General features: G+C 69.2%; 16 protein-coding genes and 1 pseudogene. 10 read left to right on the forward strand and 7 right to left on the reverse strand.

Annotated elements, in window-relative coordinates; genetic code table 11:
- The first annotated feature begins 62 nt into the window (after window positions 1–62).
- Window positions 63–560: a transcription elongation factor GreA gene (gene greA / locus ACFV6H_RS35965; protein WP_384784943.1), complete on the forward strand. Its 498-nt coding sequence runs from the start codon at window positions 63–65 to the stop codon at window positions 558–560.
- A gap of 128 nt (window positions 561–688) precedes the next feature.
- Here greA and ACFV6H_RS35970 read toward each other — a convergent pair whose 3' ends face one another.
- From ACFV6H_RS35970 to ilvA, 3 genes are all read right to left on the reverse strand, one after another.
- The gene (locus tag ACFV6H_RS35970; protein WP_385550861.1) at window positions 689–1,540 is read right to left on the reverse strand and encodes an ABC transporter permease; all 852 of its coding nucleotides are present in this window, start codon (window positions 1,538–1,540) and stop codon (window positions 689–691) included.
- The gene (locus ACFV6H_RS35975; protein WP_385550863.1) at window positions 1,537–2,562 is read right to left on the reverse strand and encodes an ATP-binding cassette domain-containing protein; all 1,026 of its coding nucleotides are present in this window, start codon (window positions 2,560–2,562) and stop codon (window positions 1,537–1,539) included. Before ACFV6H_RS35975 ends, ACFV6H_RS35970 begins: the two co-directional genes overlap by 4 nt.
- Window positions 2,563–2,733: 171 nt before the next feature.
- Window positions 2,734–3,963: a threonine ammonia-lyase gene (ilvA, locus tag ACFV6H_RS35980; RefSeq protein ID WP_384784934.1), complete on the reverse strand. Its 1,230-nt coding sequence runs from the start codon at window positions 3,961–3,963 to the stop codon at window positions 2,734–2,736.
- A gap of 175 nt (window positions 3,964–4,138) precedes the next feature.
- Here ilvA and ACFV6H_RS35985 point away from each other — a divergent pair, with 175 nt between their 5' ends.
- The 3 genes from ACFV6H_RS35985 (at window position 4,139) to ACFV6H_RS35995 (ending at window position 5,708) form a co-directional block, all read left to right on the forward strand.
- Window positions 4,139–4,792, forward strand: coding sequence for a MarR family winged helix-turn-helix transcriptional regulator (locus ACFV6H_RS35985; RefSeq protein WP_384784931.1), 654 nt, complete (start codon window positions 4,139–4,141; stop codon window positions 4,790–4,792).
- A 149-nt stretch (window positions 4,793–4,941) separates the two neighbouring features.
- Entirely contained in the window at window positions 4,942–5,454 is a 513-nt protein-coding gene (locus ACFV6H_RS35990; protein ID WP_385550866.1) for a sigma factor-like helix-turn-helix DNA-binding protein, read from the forward strand.
- Window positions 5,451–5,708, forward strand: coding sequence for a hypothetical protein (locus ACFV6H_RS35995; RefSeq protein WP_385550868.1), 258 nt, complete (start codon window positions 5,451–5,453; stop codon window positions 5,706–5,708). The genes ACFV6H_RS35990 and ACFV6H_RS35995 overlap by 4 nt, the downstream gene beginning before the upstream one ends.
- Before the next feature lie 88 nt (window positions 5,709–5,796).
- On the opposite strand, the gene ACFV6H_RS36000 is transcribed toward ACFV6H_RS35995, so the two are convergent.
- On the reverse strand, window positions 5,797–6,981 hold the full coding sequence (locus ACFV6H_RS36000) for a cystathionine gamma-synthase (protein WP_384982090.1): 1,185 nt from the start codon (window positions 6,979–6,981) through the stop codon (window positions 5,797–5,799).
- A 198-nt stretch (window positions 6,982–7,179) separates the two neighbouring features.
- Here ACFV6H_RS36000 and ACFV6H_RS36005 point away from each other — a divergent pair, with 198 nt between their 5' ends.
- From ACFV6H_RS36005 to ACFV6H_RS36025, 5 genes and pseudogenes are all read left to right on the forward strand, one after another.
- A complete protein-coding gene (locus tag ACFV6H_RS36005; RefSeq protein WP_385550870.1) occupies window positions 7,180–8,283 on the forward strand; it encodes a hypothetical protein in 1,104 nt (367 codons plus the stop codon).
- Window positions 8,284–8,417: 134 nt separating this feature from the next.
- On the forward strand, window positions 8,418–9,083 hold the full coding sequence (gene msrA / locus ACFV6H_RS36010; protein ID WP_385550873.1) for a peptide-methionine (S)-S-oxide reductase MsrA: 666 nt from the start codon (window positions 8,418–8,420) through the stop codon (window positions 9,081–9,083).
- A gap of 86 nt (window positions 9,084–9,169) precedes the next feature.
- Window positions 9,170–9,403 (forward strand): annotated as a pseudogene (locus tag ACFV6H_RS36015) (type II toxin-antitoxin system RelE/ParE family toxin); the annotation flags it as partial.
- Window positions 9,404–9,425: 22 nt separating this feature from the next.
- The gene (locus tag ACFV6H_RS36020) at window positions 9,426–9,737 is read left to right on the forward strand and encodes a helix-turn-helix domain-containing protein (protein ID WP_385550889.1); all 312 of its coding nucleotides are present in this window, start codon (window positions 9,426–9,428) and stop codon (window positions 9,735–9,737) included.
- A gap of 155 nt (window positions 9,738–9,892) precedes the next feature.
- A complete protein-coding gene (locus ACFV6H_RS36025; protein ID WP_385550875.1) occupies window positions 9,893–10,870 on the forward strand; it encodes a phosphorothioated DNA-binding restriction endonuclease in 978 nt (325 codons plus the stop codon).
- A gap of 9 nt (window positions 10,871–10,879) precedes the next feature.
- Here the strand turns inward: ACFV6H_RS36025 and ACFV6H_RS36030 are convergent, their stop codons facing one another.
- Window positions 10,880–12,634 (reverse strand): allantoin permease, encoded by a 1,755-nt coding sequence (locus tag ACFV6H_RS36030; RefSeq protein ID WP_385550877.1) that lies wholly within the window; start codon window positions 12,632–12,634, stop codon window positions 10,880–10,882.
- Between the two features lie 343 nt (window positions 12,635–12,977).
- Here ACFV6H_RS36030 and ACFV6H_RS36035 point away from each other — a divergent pair.
- Window positions 12,978–13,828 (forward strand): IS5 family transposase gene (locus ACFV6H_RS36035; RefSeq protein ID WP_385550887.1). Its coding sequence is split into 2 segments (ribosomal slippage): window positions 12,978–13,317 and window positions 13,317–13,828, totalling 852 coding nucleotides; the frame shifts between segments, so codons are not numbered across the junction.
- 13 nt (window positions 13,829–13,841) lie between these two features.
- Here the strand turns inward: ACFV6H_RS36035 and ACFV6H_RS36040 are convergent.
- On the reverse strand, window positions 13,842–14,192 hold the full coding sequence (locus ACFV6H_RS36040; RefSeq protein ID WP_385550879.1) for a hypothetical protein: 351 nt from the start codon (window positions 14,190–14,192) through the stop codon (window positions 13,842–13,844).
- Between the two features lie 84 nt (window positions 14,193–14,276).
- Window positions 14,277–14,690: a hypothetical protein gene (locus tag ACFV6H_RS36045; protein WP_385550881.1), complete on the reverse strand. Its 414-nt coding sequence runs from the start codon at window positions 14,688–14,690 to the stop codon at window positions 14,277–14,279.
- Window positions 14,691–14,804 lie beyond the last annotated feature (114 nt).

A 14,804-nucleotide genomic window follows, 5' to 3' on the forward strand; every position in this document is an offset into this window, starting at 1 on the left:
GAAGGAAACATTCTTCTGGGTAGGGCGTTGCTTTGTATTCCCGGTACCTACGAGGAGCACCTGTGACCCAGACCAGCGAAAACGTCACCTGGCTCACCCAGGAGGCGTACAACCAGCTGAAGGCCGAGCTGGAGTACCTGTCTGGTCCCGCCCGCACCGAGATCGCCATGAAGATCGCGGCGGCCCGTGAGGAGGGCGACCTCCGGGAGAACGGCGGGTACCACGCGGCCAAGGAGGAGCAGGGCAAGCAGGAGCTCCGCGTACGCCAGCTCACCCAGCTCCTGCAGAAGGCGAAGGTCGGCGAGGCGCCGGCGGACGACGGTGTGGTCGAGCCCGGCATGGTCGTGACGATCGCCTTCGACGGCGATCCGGACGACACGCTGGACTTCCTGCTGGCCTCCCGCGAGTACGCCAGCTCGGAGATCGAGACCTACTCGCCGCAGTCCCCGCTGGGCAGCGGTGTGAACGGCAAGAAGGTCGGCGACACCGCGGAGTACGAACTGCCCAACGGCAAGAAGGCCTCCGTGAAGATCCTGGCCGCCAAGCCGTACCAGGGCTGAGCGCGACAGCCCCCGGTCCATGGACGCTGTTCCCATGGGAGCCGGGGGCTGTTTCCGTATCGGGGGCTGTCTCCGTATGGCGTACGGACGTCAGGCCGTCATGGCCCTCAATGGCGTACGTACGGATCTCACGCCGTCGCCGAGCGGTATTTCCGTACCGCCAGCGTCCGGAACACCGCGATGATCAGGACCGACCAGGCCAGCGAGGCCAGCACCGGATGCTCCATGGGCCAGGCGGTGGACTCCGAGACTCCCGGGTTGCCGAACAGCACCCGGCAGGCCTGCACCGTCGCGCTGAACGGATTCCAGTCGGCGATGTGCCGCAGCCATGCCGTCATCCCGCTGGTGTCCACGAAGGCGTTCGAGATGAAGGTCACCGGGAAGAGCCAGATCAGCCCGCCCGAGGTGGCGGCCTCCGGCGTACGGACGGACAGCCCGATCAGCGCGCCGATCCAGGAGAAGGCGTAACCGAGCAGGAGCAGCAGCCCGAACGCGCCGAGCGCCTTCGGCAGGCCCTCGTGGATACGCCAGCCGACGAGCACGGCGACGATCGCGAGCACCACCACGGTGAGCGCGGTCTGCACCAGATCGGCGAGCGTACGGCCGGTGAGGACCGCGCCTCGCGCCATGGGCAGCGAGCGGAACCGGTCGATGAGGCCCTTGTGCATGTCGTCGGCGATCCCGGCGCCCGCGCCTGCCGTGGCGAAGGTCACGGTCTGGGCGAAGATCCCGGCCATCAGGAAGTTGCGGTAGACATCGGCATTGACGCTGCCGGCCACCTGGAGTGAGCCGCCGAAGACATAGCTGAACATCACCACGAACATGATCGGCTGGATCAGCCCGAACAGAATGACCTCGGGAATCCTGGTCATCCGGATCAGATTGCGGCGGGCGACGACCAGCGAGTCGGTGGCCGACTGAACGATCCCGCCGCGCGGGCGAGGGGCCGCGGTCGGTGCGGCTTCCGTGGTGACGGTCACTTCCCGGCCTCCTTCGTGTTCTTGGCGAGCTTGGCGGACTTGGCCGCGGCCTCGGACTTGGCCGTGTCCTCGGCCTCGGCCGCGTGTCCGGTCAGGGAGATGAAGACATCGTCCAAGGTCGGACGGCGCAGACCGATGTCGTCGATCTCGACGCCACGCGTGTCCAGCTCCCTGATGACCTCGGCGAGCAGCTTGGCGCCGCCGGTGACCGGGACCGTCAGCTTGCGGGTGTGCTCGTCAACCGTCACCGTCGCCTCGCCGCCCTTGCCGAGGGCCGCGAGCACGGTGCGTGCGGTGTCGATCCGGTCGTGCTCGTGTACGACGACCTCGACGCGCTCGCCGCCCGTACGGGCCTTGAGCTGGTCGGCGGTGCCACGGGCGATGACCCGGCCGTGGTCCACGACACAGATGTCATGGGCCAGATGGTCGGCCTCCTCCAGATACTGCGTGGTGAGCAGCAGAGTCGTACCACCGGCCACCAGCTCCTGGATGATGCCCCAGAGCTGCTGCCGGTTGCGCGGGTCGAGGCCGGTCGTCGGCTCGTCCATGAACATCACGGGCGGCGAGACGACGAGCGCGGCGGCGAGGTCGAGCCGGCGGCGCATACCGCCGGAGTACGTCTTGGCCGTACGGTCCGCCGCGTCGGCGAGATTGAAGCGCTCCAGCAGCTCGTCCGCGCGGGCCTTGGCGGCCCGGGAACTCATCTGGTAGAGCTGGCCGACCATCCGCAGATTCTCGCGGCCGGTCAGATACTCGTCCACTGCCGCGAACTGGCCGGAGAGGCCGATGGAGCGGCGGACTTCGTTGGGGTGCTTGAGGACGTCGATGCCCGCGACCACGGCCTTGCCGCTGTCGGGCTGGAGCAGGGTGGTCAGTACCCGTACGGCGGTGGTCTTGCCCGCGCCGTTGGGTCCGAGAAGCCCCAGAACCGTGCCTTCGGGAACATCGAGATCGACGCCGTCCAGAGCCCTTACATCGCCGAAGGTCTTCACCAGGCCTTCGGCGTAGATGGCGCCTGGCATGAGGTTTCTCCAGTGGGATCGCTGTGGTGCTCGGTGTCGGTGCTTGCTGTCAGTGCTTGGTCAGTGCTTGCTGACGCAGCACGGTAACGCGATACATCGCGACCCACAAGAGGCAGATGTAAGCCTGAAGTAAAGAAAACCGTACGCCCGCGCCCGCCCCGCTCCCCCGCCTTATCGAAGGACCGTGTAGCCCGCCGTCCGCAGTGCCGTCTCCACCTCCGCGCAGTGCTCCGGGCCCTTCGTCTCCAGATGCACCTCCACGTCCGCCTCCGCCAGCCCGAGCCGTGGATCGGTCCGTACATGGCTCACATCGAGAACATTGGCATCCGCCACTGACAACACCGTGAGCATCGTCGCCAGCGCGCCCGGCCGGTCCGTCACCCGTACCCGCAGACTCAGATAGCGTCCGGCCGCGGCCATACCGTGCCGCAGGATGCGCTGCATCAGCACCGGATCCACATTGCCGCCCGAGAGCACCGCCACCACCGGTCCGCGGAAGGCCCCGGGATCGCTGAGCAGCGCGGCCACAGGGCTCGCGCCCGCGGGCTCCACGACCAGCTTCGCCCGTTCCAGACAGAGCAGCAGCGCGCTGGACAGCGCGTCCTCGGAGACCGTACGGACCTCGTCGACCAGCTCCTGGATGATCTGGAACGGTACGTCGCCGGGCCGGCCCACCTTGATGCCGTCCGCCATCGTCTGCGGTGCCTCTATCGCCATCGGCCGGCCCGCGCGCAGCGAGGGCGGGTACGCGGCGGCGCCCTCCGCCTGTACGCCGATCACCCGCACCTCGGGCCGTACGGACTTCACCGCGAGCGCGATGCCCGCGGCCAGTCCGCCGCCGCCGATCCCGACGACGACCGTCCGTACCTCCGGGCACTGCTCCAGGATCTCCAGCCCGACCGTGCCCTGTCCGGCGATGACGTCCGGGTGGTCGAAGGGATGGATGAAGACCGCGCCGGTGTCGCGGGCGTACTCCTGCGCGGCGGCCAGCGTCTCGTCCACGACCTGTCCGTGCAGCCGGACCTCGGCGCCGTAGTCGCGGGTGGCCGCGACCTTGGGCAGCGGCGCCGCGACCGGCATGAACACCGTCGACCGCACACCGAGGAGAGTGGAGGCGAGCGCGACGCCCTGCGCGTGGTTGCCCGCGCTGGCCGCGACGACGCCCGCCGCGCGCTCCTCCGGCGAGAGACCGGCGATCCGTACGTAGGCGCCGCGCAGCTTGAACGAACCGGTGCGCTGGAGGTTCTCGCACTTGAGATGGACGGGAGCACCGACGAGCTGCGTCAGATATCTGCTGCCCTCCATCGCGGTCGTCCTCGCGACGCCGGAGAGCATCTTCTGTGCTCCTCGGATGTCATCGAGGATCAAGGGACGCACGGGGCGGGACGTACCGAAGCTCATGGTTGTCAGTCTCGCAGCTCACCGGGCCGGCGGCGGTCCATGACCGGCGACGGCCGCCGACGACCGCCGACCGTGAATCCCTGCCCATGGGTTTACGCAGCTCGGGTACGGGCGGCGTCATCCACGCGTACTCTGTCCCCCACCAACCGACCCCCGCACAAGAGAGCCCCCAGCCATGCCCCCCATTCAGGACATGACTTCCGCTGCGTCGGCCTCCCGGGAGATGGCCTCAGAACCCTTGGGTTCCGCGCCTTCGGCTTCCGAATCCTTGGGCTCCGAACCTTTGGGTTCCGACTCCCTGGGTTCCGAACCCTTGGGCTCCGAACCCTTGGCCGACGCCGGCCTCCTCGATGCACTCCAGCACCAGGTGGCCGTCTTCGCCCGGCGGGCCGAACAGACCCGGCTCGGCGGTGTCGGCCAGGTCCGCAACTCCATGGACCGCGCCGCGTATCTGCTGCTCAACCGGCTCGACCAGGAGGGCCCGATGGGTGTCAAGGCCCTGGCCGCGGGCATGGGCATCGACTCCTCCACGGTCACCCGGCAGGTGGCGCCGCTCGTCGACACCGGCCTGGTCAAACGCACTTCGCACCCGGAGGACGGCCGTGCGGTCGTGCTTCAGCTCTCGGCGCGCGGGCTGGCGAGGCTGGAGGAGGTCCGCTCGTCACGGCGCGAACTGATGGCACAGGTCACGGGCGGCTGGACGGCCGACGAACGGAAGTCCTTCACCACGCTGCTGACCAGGTTCAACGGAGCACTGTCGGCGCGGGCGGCGGGACAGCAGCCGGGCGAGGGCGGTACGGACGAACGGGACGCCGCCGGGGACTCGTAGCCGGTCTGCTGGTAGCCGGCCTGCTCGTAGCCGGCCCGGAGGCTCATGGTCGGCCTGTGCCCGTCTGTGCCTGCCTGTGCTCGAAAGGCACTCTTGACCGTGGTCTGCTAACTCGCGTCAATTGAGACGTGCGAGAGCGGTGGACTGTCATGGATCGCCGCCGCGCCCGTGAGTTCGAGGCGTTCGCCGCGGGTGCGGGCGGCCGGCTGCTGCATGTGGCGGCGCTGCTCACGGGCGAGCCCCTGGACGCGGCGCCGCGCGCCCAGCGTCTGCTGGTCGCCGCGCTGGCCCGTACATACGCGGACTGGGACCGGCTGCGCGGCGAGGACCCGTACGACCGCACCCGCCAGGATCTCGCCCTCCGTTTCGCCCGTACCGCCTGGCATCCGCACCGGCGCCGTCCCACGGCGGGCGTACTGGCGCGGCTCGGTCCGCAGGAGCGCGTCGTACTGGTCCTGCGGCTGTACGAGGGCGTGGCCGAGGAGCAGACAGCGGCTCTGATCGGCCTTCCGGTGGAGCGCGTCCACGCGATCTGCGCACGCGCGATCAGAACAATGCGGCAGAAGCCCGTCCTCCGACCGTCGGCCGGCGCCCGCGCGGTGGGTTCACTGGGCGCGGGCGCCGGTCCGGGCGCGGTGCAGCCGCGGGAGGCGGGGCCGTGAGCGGGCACGAGCGCCACGACCGCAAGGCGGCGGAGGTACGGCGGATGCTGGAGACGGGCCGGCCCGCCGTGCCCGGCGATCTCGTACCGCGCGCCACCGAACTCGGCGTACGGCTGCTGCACCGCCGCCGCGCCGTGCACCGGGTGCTGTGGACGCTGCTGTTCGCCGCCGTGGTCGTGTTCACGGTCTGGGCGTCCGTCGCGCACCCGTGGGCGGTGCCGCCGGCCGAGACGACGCCGCCGCTGGAGTGGTAGGCCGGTACCGGCGACGGCCGGCTGAACGGCGGCCGGCTGAACGTACGTACGCCGTACGGCACTTCAGACTGTTTCAGCAGAGCATGGCCTAGCCCAGCGCCTGCTGGAGGTCCGCCAGCAGATCGTCTCCCGACTCGATGCCCACCGACAGCCTGACGAGGTCGGACGGCACCTCCAGCGCCGAGCCCGCCGCCGACGCGTGTGTCATCCGGCCCGGGTGCTCGATCAGCGACTCGACACCGCCCAGGGACTCGCCCAGCGTGAAGAGCTTCGCGCGGTCGCAGACCGCCACCGCCGCCTCCTCGCCGCCGTCGACCTGGAAGGAGATCATCCCGCCGAACGCCTTCATCTGCTTCGCGGCGACCTCGTGGCCCGGGTGCTCCGGCAGGCCCGGATAGAGGACCTTCGAGACCCGCGGGTGCTTGGTGAGCATCTCCGCGATCCGCGTCGCGTTCTCGCAGTGCCGGTCCATCCGTACGGCGAGCGTCTTGATGCCCCGCAGCACCAGCCACGCGTCGAACGGTCCGGCGACGGCGCCCATCGCGTTCTGGTGGTAGGCGAGTTCGTCCGCGAGCTCGGCGTCGTCCACGACCAGCGCGCCGCCCACGACGTCCGAGTGTCCGCCCATGTACTTGGTGGTCGAGTGGACGACGACGTCCGCGCCCAGCGCGAGCGGCTGCTGGAGATAGGGACTGGCGAAGGTGTTGTCGACGACGAGCCGGGCCCCGGCCGAGCGCGCGATCCCGGCGAGACCGGCGATGTCGGTGATGTTGAGGAGCGGGTTCGACGGCGTCTCGACCCAGATGACCTTCGTACGGGGCGTGAGCGCGGCCCGTACCGCCGCCGGGTCGGAGGTGTGGGCGACCGAGAAGTCCACGCCCCAGCGCGAGAGAACCTTCGCGAAGAGCCGGAAGGTGCCGCCGTAGGCGTCGTCCGGGATCACGACATGGTCGCCGGGCGCCAGCAGCGTACGGAGCAGGCAGTCCTCGGCCGCGAGACCCGACGCGAAGGCGAGGCCGCGCCGGCCGCCCTCCAGCGCCGCGAGGTTCTCCTCCAGCGCGGTACGGGTGGGATTGGCGCTGCGGCTGTACTCGTAACCGCCGCGCAGCCCGCCCACTCCGTCCTGCTTGTAGGTGGAGACCTGGTAGATCGGCGGAACGACCGCGCCGGTGAGTGGGTCGGCGGTGTTGCCCGCGTGGATGGCGAGAGTCTCGAAGCGATGGTGCGCGGCGGACTCGTCGGCGTGCTGCTCGCTGGTGTGCTGCTGGCTCATGAGGCCCGAGCGTAGCGCCGGACATGGGGCACGGGGCACACGCGCGGCTGGACGCGGCTGGACGGTGGGCCGGGTGGCCGGGCGGGTGGCCGGATCGGCGCGCACGGGCGCGGGGTACGGGTACGGGTGGTCAGGTGCGGGTACGGGCGGTGGACACCGGCCGGGTACGCGCCGCATGGCGTCCGGGACAATGGGGCCATGGAGATTCTCTGGTTCCTGATCGCGATGGGCCTGCTGGCCGCGGTCATCGGCCCGTACGTCATGCGCCGCCGCGGCGGTATCCGCCAGGTCGCGCCCGGTTCGCCCGACGCCGCCGATCCGGCCGCGTACGGATTCGTGCGCCAGGAGGAGCTGGACATCCGGCTGCCCGGCCCGGACCAGGATCTCCTCGACGTACTCGATGTCGTCCAGCACACGCAGGACTGGCGGGCCGCCGCGCAGTTGCTCGCGGGCACCGGCAAGGAGGGCGAGGTGCGCTGGCAGCGCGTCCAGGCGTTCGCGGGCGCGGCCTCGCTGGAGCTTCAGCAGCGGCCCGGCGTCGGCGGTGCCTGGCTGCGGGCCTGGCGGGCCGATTCGCCGAAGGACGCGGGCGGCGCGGCGGTGCACGCGGAGTTCCTGGTGCAGCAGGCCTGGCGGTCCTCGGCCGCCGGGACCGACGACTTCCGGATCATCCTGGAGGAGGCCCGTACGGTCTGCGGCGAGGCGGCGCTGCTGGCGCCCGGCGATCCGGTGCCGTACATCACCGAGCTGGCCGTGGCGCGCGGACTCGGCTATCCGCCCGAGCGGTTCGACCAGCTCTGGGCGAAGGTGATCGACCGCGCGCCGGCGCACATGGGCGCGCATCTCGCGGCGCTGCACTACTGGTGCGAGAAGTGGCACGGCTCGCGCGAGGAGGCCGACCACTTCGCGACGACGTCCGCGGCGCGCGCGCCGCGAGGATCACTGCTGGCGGCGCTGCCGCTGTTCGCGGTGTACGAGCATCTGCCCGAGGTCAATCTGGTGCAGAGCTTCTACCGGAGCGCGGTGGTGAGCAAGGCGGTGGAGGGCGCGCTCTTCGCGGTCCACGCGGCGCGGTCCAACGATCCGATGCTCGCGCATGTACGGCATCTGCTGATCCTCTTCCTCGTACGCCAGGAACGCTGGTCGGAGGCGATGAACCAGCTCGTACAGGTGGACGGCCATGTCGGCGCGCTGCCGTGGACGCTGGAGGGCGATCCGGCGGCGGTGTACGCGGTGTACCGGGCGCTGGCGGTGGCGGGCTACGAGGCGAACGGCGGGGATCCGGCGACGCTGCCGAGGTAGCGGGGGACGGGGGGCGTGGCCGGTGCACAAGCCCAGCGCAGGGCCGGGTACGGCGGGCTTCACGGAATGTCCGAGGCGGCCGGTACGTTGTCAGAGCAGGACCCCACAGCCGAGGAGACCTGAGGAGACCTGAGATGTTCCTGACCCGCCGCACCCCCGAGCTTCCCACCCCGGAGCAGACGCTGCCCGGCCGCCCCGAGCGCGACTTCCCGGTGCCCTCCCGCCACACGGTCCTCGGCAATCCTCTGCTCGGCCCGTATCCGGTGGGCCTGGAGGTCGCCGACTTCGGCCTGGGCTGTTTCTGGGGCGCCGAGCGCACGTTCTGGCAGAAGGCCGGCGTCTGGACGACGCTCGTCGGCTACCAGGGCGGCACCACGCCGAACCCGACCTACGAAGAGGTCTGCTCCGGCCTCACGGGCCACACCGAGGCGGTCCGTGTCGTCTACGACCCCAAGGTGATCTCGTACGCCGAGCTGCTGAAGCTCTTCTGGGAGTCCCACAACCCCACGCAGGGCTTCCGCCAGGGCAACGACGTAGGCACCCAGTACCGCTCCGCGATCTACACCCACTCCCCCGCCCAGGCCAAAGCCGCAGACGCCTCCCGCGACGCCTACCAGCAGGTCCTGACAGACTCCGGCCACGGCACGATCACCACAGAAATCCTCCCCTCAACAGGCCGCACCTTCTACCCGGCCGAGGCCTACCACCAGCAGTACCTCGACAAAAACCCAGCAGGCTACTGCGGCCTGGGCGGCACAGGAGTCTCCTGCCCGATAGGCGTGGCCAAGGCCGAAGGCTGACCGCCCGCCGCGGCCCCAACCACACAATCGGGTGATACCCGTCCGGATCAACCGCTAGCCCTTGATGGGCGCCTACGCTTCCCCCAGTGGAAGATCGCTACGACATCGAGATCGAACCCGAGGTCAGGGCTTGGCTGGACGGTCTGCCGCGCGAGCACTACCGCGCGGTGGAACGCCACGCCGACCGGCTCGCCGAGACACCCACGACGCTCGGCGAGCCATACTCCCGGCACCTGAGCGGCCCCGTCAGAGAGCTCCGGTTCCTGTTGGGTCCCGACGCCGTCCGTCTCACCTACTGGCTGGCGCCGGGGCGACGTATCACCGGACGTTCGGGGAGCAAGCGTGAGCGCGGGATATCACACCTCGTGGACGATTCCCGAGGAACATCGAGCCGATCCGGCGTACATCGAGGCTGGGGCCGCCATCGCACTGGGGCAGGCCGTCTACGACCGGCGTACGGCGTTGGGCATCGATCAAGCGTCACTCGCCGAACTGACCGCGCTGTCCCTTGAGGACATCGAACGCATCGAGGGCGGCGGGACAGCTCCCACGCTTCCGTTGATGCGCGCGCTGGCAGTGGGCCTGGACGCGAAGCTGGACGTATCCATCGACACGGAGGAAACGCACCTCTCCTTCGTGCCGCACGCTGCTTGAACCGACAGTTGTTGACCAGGAACTGCGCAGACAGGGCGGCGGCCCCGAATCACACTCGGCTGCCATGGACTGCTGCTGACCCTACGACTGCTTCCCGAGTCGGTTGCGCCTCACGCCGGTCGGGGAGCGAAGGCTGCCGGTTACAGTCGGCTGCCATGGACTGGGTCGAGCGGGTCGGGAAGCTGCGGCAGTGGACCAATGGTGGTGAACGCGCGCCGCACAAGCCGCTGTTGATGCTGTATGCGCTGGGCTGGTTTCAGCGCGAGCCCGGCAGGGAGCTGCGGTACTCGGAGGTCGAGGAGGATCTGGCGGAGCTGTTGCGGGATTACGGTCCGCCGCGCAGGACTTCGCCCGCGTATCCGTTCCACCATCTCACCAGTGACGGTGTCTGGGAGGTGCGCACCGACGGCGGTACGGCCAGTCCGGGCACGGGTGTACGCGTACTGCGGGCCAGTGGTGCGCAAGGGCGGCTCGTGCCGGGGCTGCGGGACTCGCTGGACGCGGATCCGGCGCTGCTCGGGCGGCTCGCACATCTTCTGCTGGACCTCCACTTCCCGCCCTCGCTCCACCCGGACATCGCCGCCGACGTGGGCCTCGACCTGGACCTGGCCGACGGAGCCCGGCGCGCGCCCGTGCCGGCCGGCGCGACGGACGCGGCCGAGGCAGCCGACGTACGGCGCCGGGCGGCCGAGCTGCGCAGGCAGGTGCTCGTGGCGTACGAGTACCGCTGCGCGTTCTGCGGCTTCGACGGTTCGATCGGCCGCGTGCCGGTCGGGCTGGAGGCCGCCCATGTCCAGTGGTGGGCCTTCAAAGGCCCGGACGATCTCTCCAACGCGCTCTGTCTGTGCTCCCTCCACCACAAGCTCTTCGACCGCGGCGTGCTCGGCCTCGACGCGGACACGAGTACGGGTACGGGGACAGGCACGGGTACGGGCACGGGGACGAGCCGGCGGATCACCGTGTCCCGGGAGTTCGTCGGCCACAGCGCCGCGGCGAGGACGCACGTACTCGACCTCACCGGCCGCCCACTCATCGGCCCGCAGAACGGCAGCGCCCACGTGGCCCCCGAACACGTCCAATGGCACACGCAGCAGGTGTTCCGCGGCGAGGCCCGGGTCCCGGAGCAGGTCTGACCGCGCGTGTCAGGAGACGGAGACGGGCTCCGCGGGCAGCAGATGGGCGCCCGTCTTGTCCGTGCTGAGGCACAGCGAGCAGATCACCGCGTCGTGCGTACGGCAGGCGGCCACGTCGGTACGTTCGAACTCCTGGCGGCAGACGTGGCATTCGTACGGGACGGCGCTCGGGTTGCCGTCCGCGTCGAGCAGCGGTTCGTCGAGGCCGTCGCCGGTGCGCCGCAGGTAGTAACGGCCCTTGGTGACGACGGCCATCAGCGGCGTGAGGACGAACGCGATCAGGGCGGCGGCGACCGCCGAGTACGGTTGCAGCGCATCGCCCAGGACATGGAAGTACATGGCGATGGACAGTCCCGAGGCGGCGGTGAAGGCCACGACGCCGACCGGGTTGACCGCGTACAGCATGCCGCGGCGGAACTCCGGTACGAGCGGCGAGAGTTTGAGCAGATATTTGTTGACCATGATGTCGGTGGCGACGGTCACGACCCAGGCGATCGCGCAGTTGGAGTAGAAGCCCAGGATGCTGTTCAGAAAACTGAACATATCCGCTTCCATCAGGATCAGCGCGAACGCCAGATTGACCAGGACGAAGACCATCCGGCCCGGATAGTGCTTGGTGACACGGGTGACGGAGTTGGTCCACGCCAGTGATCCCGAGTAGGCGTTGGTGACATTGATCTTGATCTGGCTGATCACGACGAGGACCACCGCCAGCGGGACGACCAGCCAGGACGGCATCATCGCGTCGAAGGCACCACGGAACTGCTGGATGGGCTCGGTGGCCGCGGCCGGTCCGACCTCGGAGAGAACGTATACGGCGAGGAACACGCCCATGGCCTGCTTGAGCGCCCCGAGCACCACCCAGCCGGGACCGGCCATGACCACCGCCGCCCACCAACTGCGGTGGTTCGCCTCGGTCTTGGGCGGCATGAAGCGCAAGTAGTCGATCTGCTCACCGATCTGCGCGATGAGCGACAGACACACTCCCGCACCGAGCAGCACCGAGGCGGTGTTGACGGCTCCGTCGCCGCCGCCGGTACCAGTACCGGTACCTGCGTACGACAGCCAACGGTCCACCGTGCCCGGGTCGGTGACGATCAGATAGATGAGCGGGCCCGCCATCAGCAGGAGCCATACGGGCGTCGTCCAGACCTGGAGCTTGCTGAGCGCCTTCATACCGTAGATGACCAGGGGAATCACCATGACGGTGGAGACCAGATAGCCCGCCCACAAGGGCAGGCCCAGTCCCAGTTTCAGCCCTTGCGCCATGATCGAGCCTTCGAGGGCGAAGAAGATGAAGGTGAAACTGGCGAAGATGACGCTGGTCAGTACGGAGCCGTAGTAGCCGAATCCGGAACCACGGGTGATCAGGTCCAGATCGATGTTGTACCGCGCGCCGTAGTACGCGAGCGGGAAACCGGTGACGAAGATGACGGCGGCGGCGAGGGCGATGGCGGCCAGCGCGTTGCCGGTGCCATGCGTGAAGCCGATGCCGGCGCCGATGGAGAAGTCGGCGAGGTACGCGATGCCGCCGAGGGCGGTGGTGGCCACGACCATGGGCGTCCAGCGGCGGTAACTGCGGGGCGCGAAGCGGAGGGTGTAGTCCTCAAGGGTCTCGCTGACGGCGGGGCCGACTGGGCCGGCGGGACCGGCGGAGGCCGCCCGGCCTGCGGGATCGGCCGGACCGGCTGGACCGGACTCGGCTTCCGGCCTGGGAGGCTCCTGACCGCTGCCGGGCGCTATCAGTTGTGGCTCGCTGCTCATGCCGCGCCTCCTGGGGAGAGTGAGGTGAGGACTGTTCAGGGCGGTGCTGATCACCGGCCGGGCAGGCCGTACACGGGGCGTCGTACGCGGGATCATGCGCGGGTCGTACGCGAGAACCGTCCGTACGGCACAAAAGCCGAGAGCGGCGGGAGGAGAAGGAGCGGGATGGATCAGCCCTGGCGTGTACTTCGTCCGAGGCGGACACTAGCCAGAACCTGTTACCTGCCTACGCTTCGCAGGTAAGGACACCGTTTCCGCCCACTCCCGCCACCCGACGTAACACCCGGGCCCCGGGCCCCGGACAGGGCCTAGGGCGTTTCTTTCCGATCATCGGATCGTTGGTCTGCCTGTGCCGTTGACTGACGCGCAGTGGGCGCGAATAGAGCCGTTGTTGCCTGATCGGACGCCGAGGCGGGGCGGGCGGTGGCGTGATCATCGACAGGTGATCGATGCGATCGCCTGGAAGTTCCGGACGGGGTCCCAGTGGGTGAACCTGCCCGCCGAGTACGGCTCGTGGAAGAGCGTCTATACGCGGCTAAGAAACTGGGCCATCGATGGCACTTGGGAGCGTGTGTTTACCGCGCTTCTCGCCCAGGCCGATGCCGACGGCGACCTGGACTGGGTCGTTGCGGTTGACTCCACCATCGTGCGCGTTCACCGGCACGCTGCCGGCGCTCGCAAAAAGGGGCCCCGGCCCAGGAGCCAGGCGACCATGCCATCGGCCGCTCCCGCGGCGGGCTGACCACGAAGATTCACCTCGCCGCCGACAGCAACTGTCGGCCGCTGGCCTTCGTGCTCACCGCCGGCCAGGCCGGTGACGCACCCGCTTTCGTAGAGGTGATGGGCCGCCTGCGTGTCCCGCGCCGACGCGGACGACCTCGCACCAGGCCGGATGTGGTCCTGGCCGACAAGGCGTACTCCTCACGCGCCATTCGTGACCACCTGAGCAAGCGCGGCATCCGGGCGGTGATTCCGGTTCCGGCGGACCAGCGGGGCCACCGCCTTCGTCGAGGCAGCCTCGGCGGTCGCCCACCCGCCTTCGACCGTGAGGCGTACAAGCAGCGCAATACGGTCGAGCGGTGCATCAACCGGCTGAAGCAGTGGCGCGGCATCGCCACGCGTTACGAGAAGACCGCCACAGTCTACGGCGCCGGCCTCCTCATCGCGGGCATCTTCCTCTGGTCTGCCCGCTGAACGAACAAGCAGATCAGGGCCGGAGGCATTCTCCCTGCGGATCGAAGCAGACGAGTCCGTGCTCGCGAGCCAGCGTAGCGGCGTACCCGGACACCTCCTCCGCCTCGCCATAGGACATGAGCAAGTACACGATCGGGCCCGATGCCTCCTCGATAACCGGCAGGGACGCCCATACGACACTGCGATCGACGTCATCCGGATATCGCGCGACGAGTGCTTCCACATACGCCACGATGCGTGGCGCCGGAGGCACGACGACATCGTCTGACTCCAGGTAGCGCTCGTAGAGCTGGTCGTAGGTCAAGCCCGCTTGGCGGTGGTCGAGTGGACGGTCGCCGTCCCACACCGCAAGGTCATAACTCACAAGCGCATCGTCGCAGGGAACGGCCCCGCCAGTGCCAGCAGGCCCGGAGATCGAACCCCCGCCAAGTGATCCGTAAGAGAGCCCCTAGCCGGCGACAGGTACGGGATTCGCCGTCTGCCGTTGGGTGAGTTTTTCTGCCACTCGGGCGCGAAGGAGCTCGTATTCCTCCCTCAGCCGTACGAAAGTCGGCGGTCGGGGGATGACGATGCCCTCGGTGACGATCTCCTCCGGGCTGAACTGTTCGCGGGTGAGGTCGATCTCGATTCCCATGCCCAGGCGGTTCCACCAGTGGTAGTCCGTGCGCACGCCCTCGACGTGGACCTCTCCGCGGATCAGCTCGCCTCCCAGCAGGTCGTTGAGGACCATCGCGGTGACACCGCACTGGTCCCGGGCCGGGTTGTCCGGGCTCCAGTGCGGACGGAACTCCGGTGTGCAGGTGTCGGCACCCCAGCTGTCACGAAGGGCGCGCTCGATGTCGGTGAGAAGCAACGGTTTCATGGCGGTCATCCTGGCAGCGGGCACTGACATCGAAGCTGATACTCAGGTTCCGGTGGTCGTGGCTCGGGCACTGACTGGCGCCCTGCTGGGCTGTCTTCCGATTGTTCTGTCCGG

Source organism: Streptomyces sp. NPDC059743, assembly GCF_042732975.1.
Classification (GTDB): domain Bacteria; phylum Actinomycetota; class Actinomycetes; order Streptomycetales; family Streptomycetaceae; genus Streptomyces.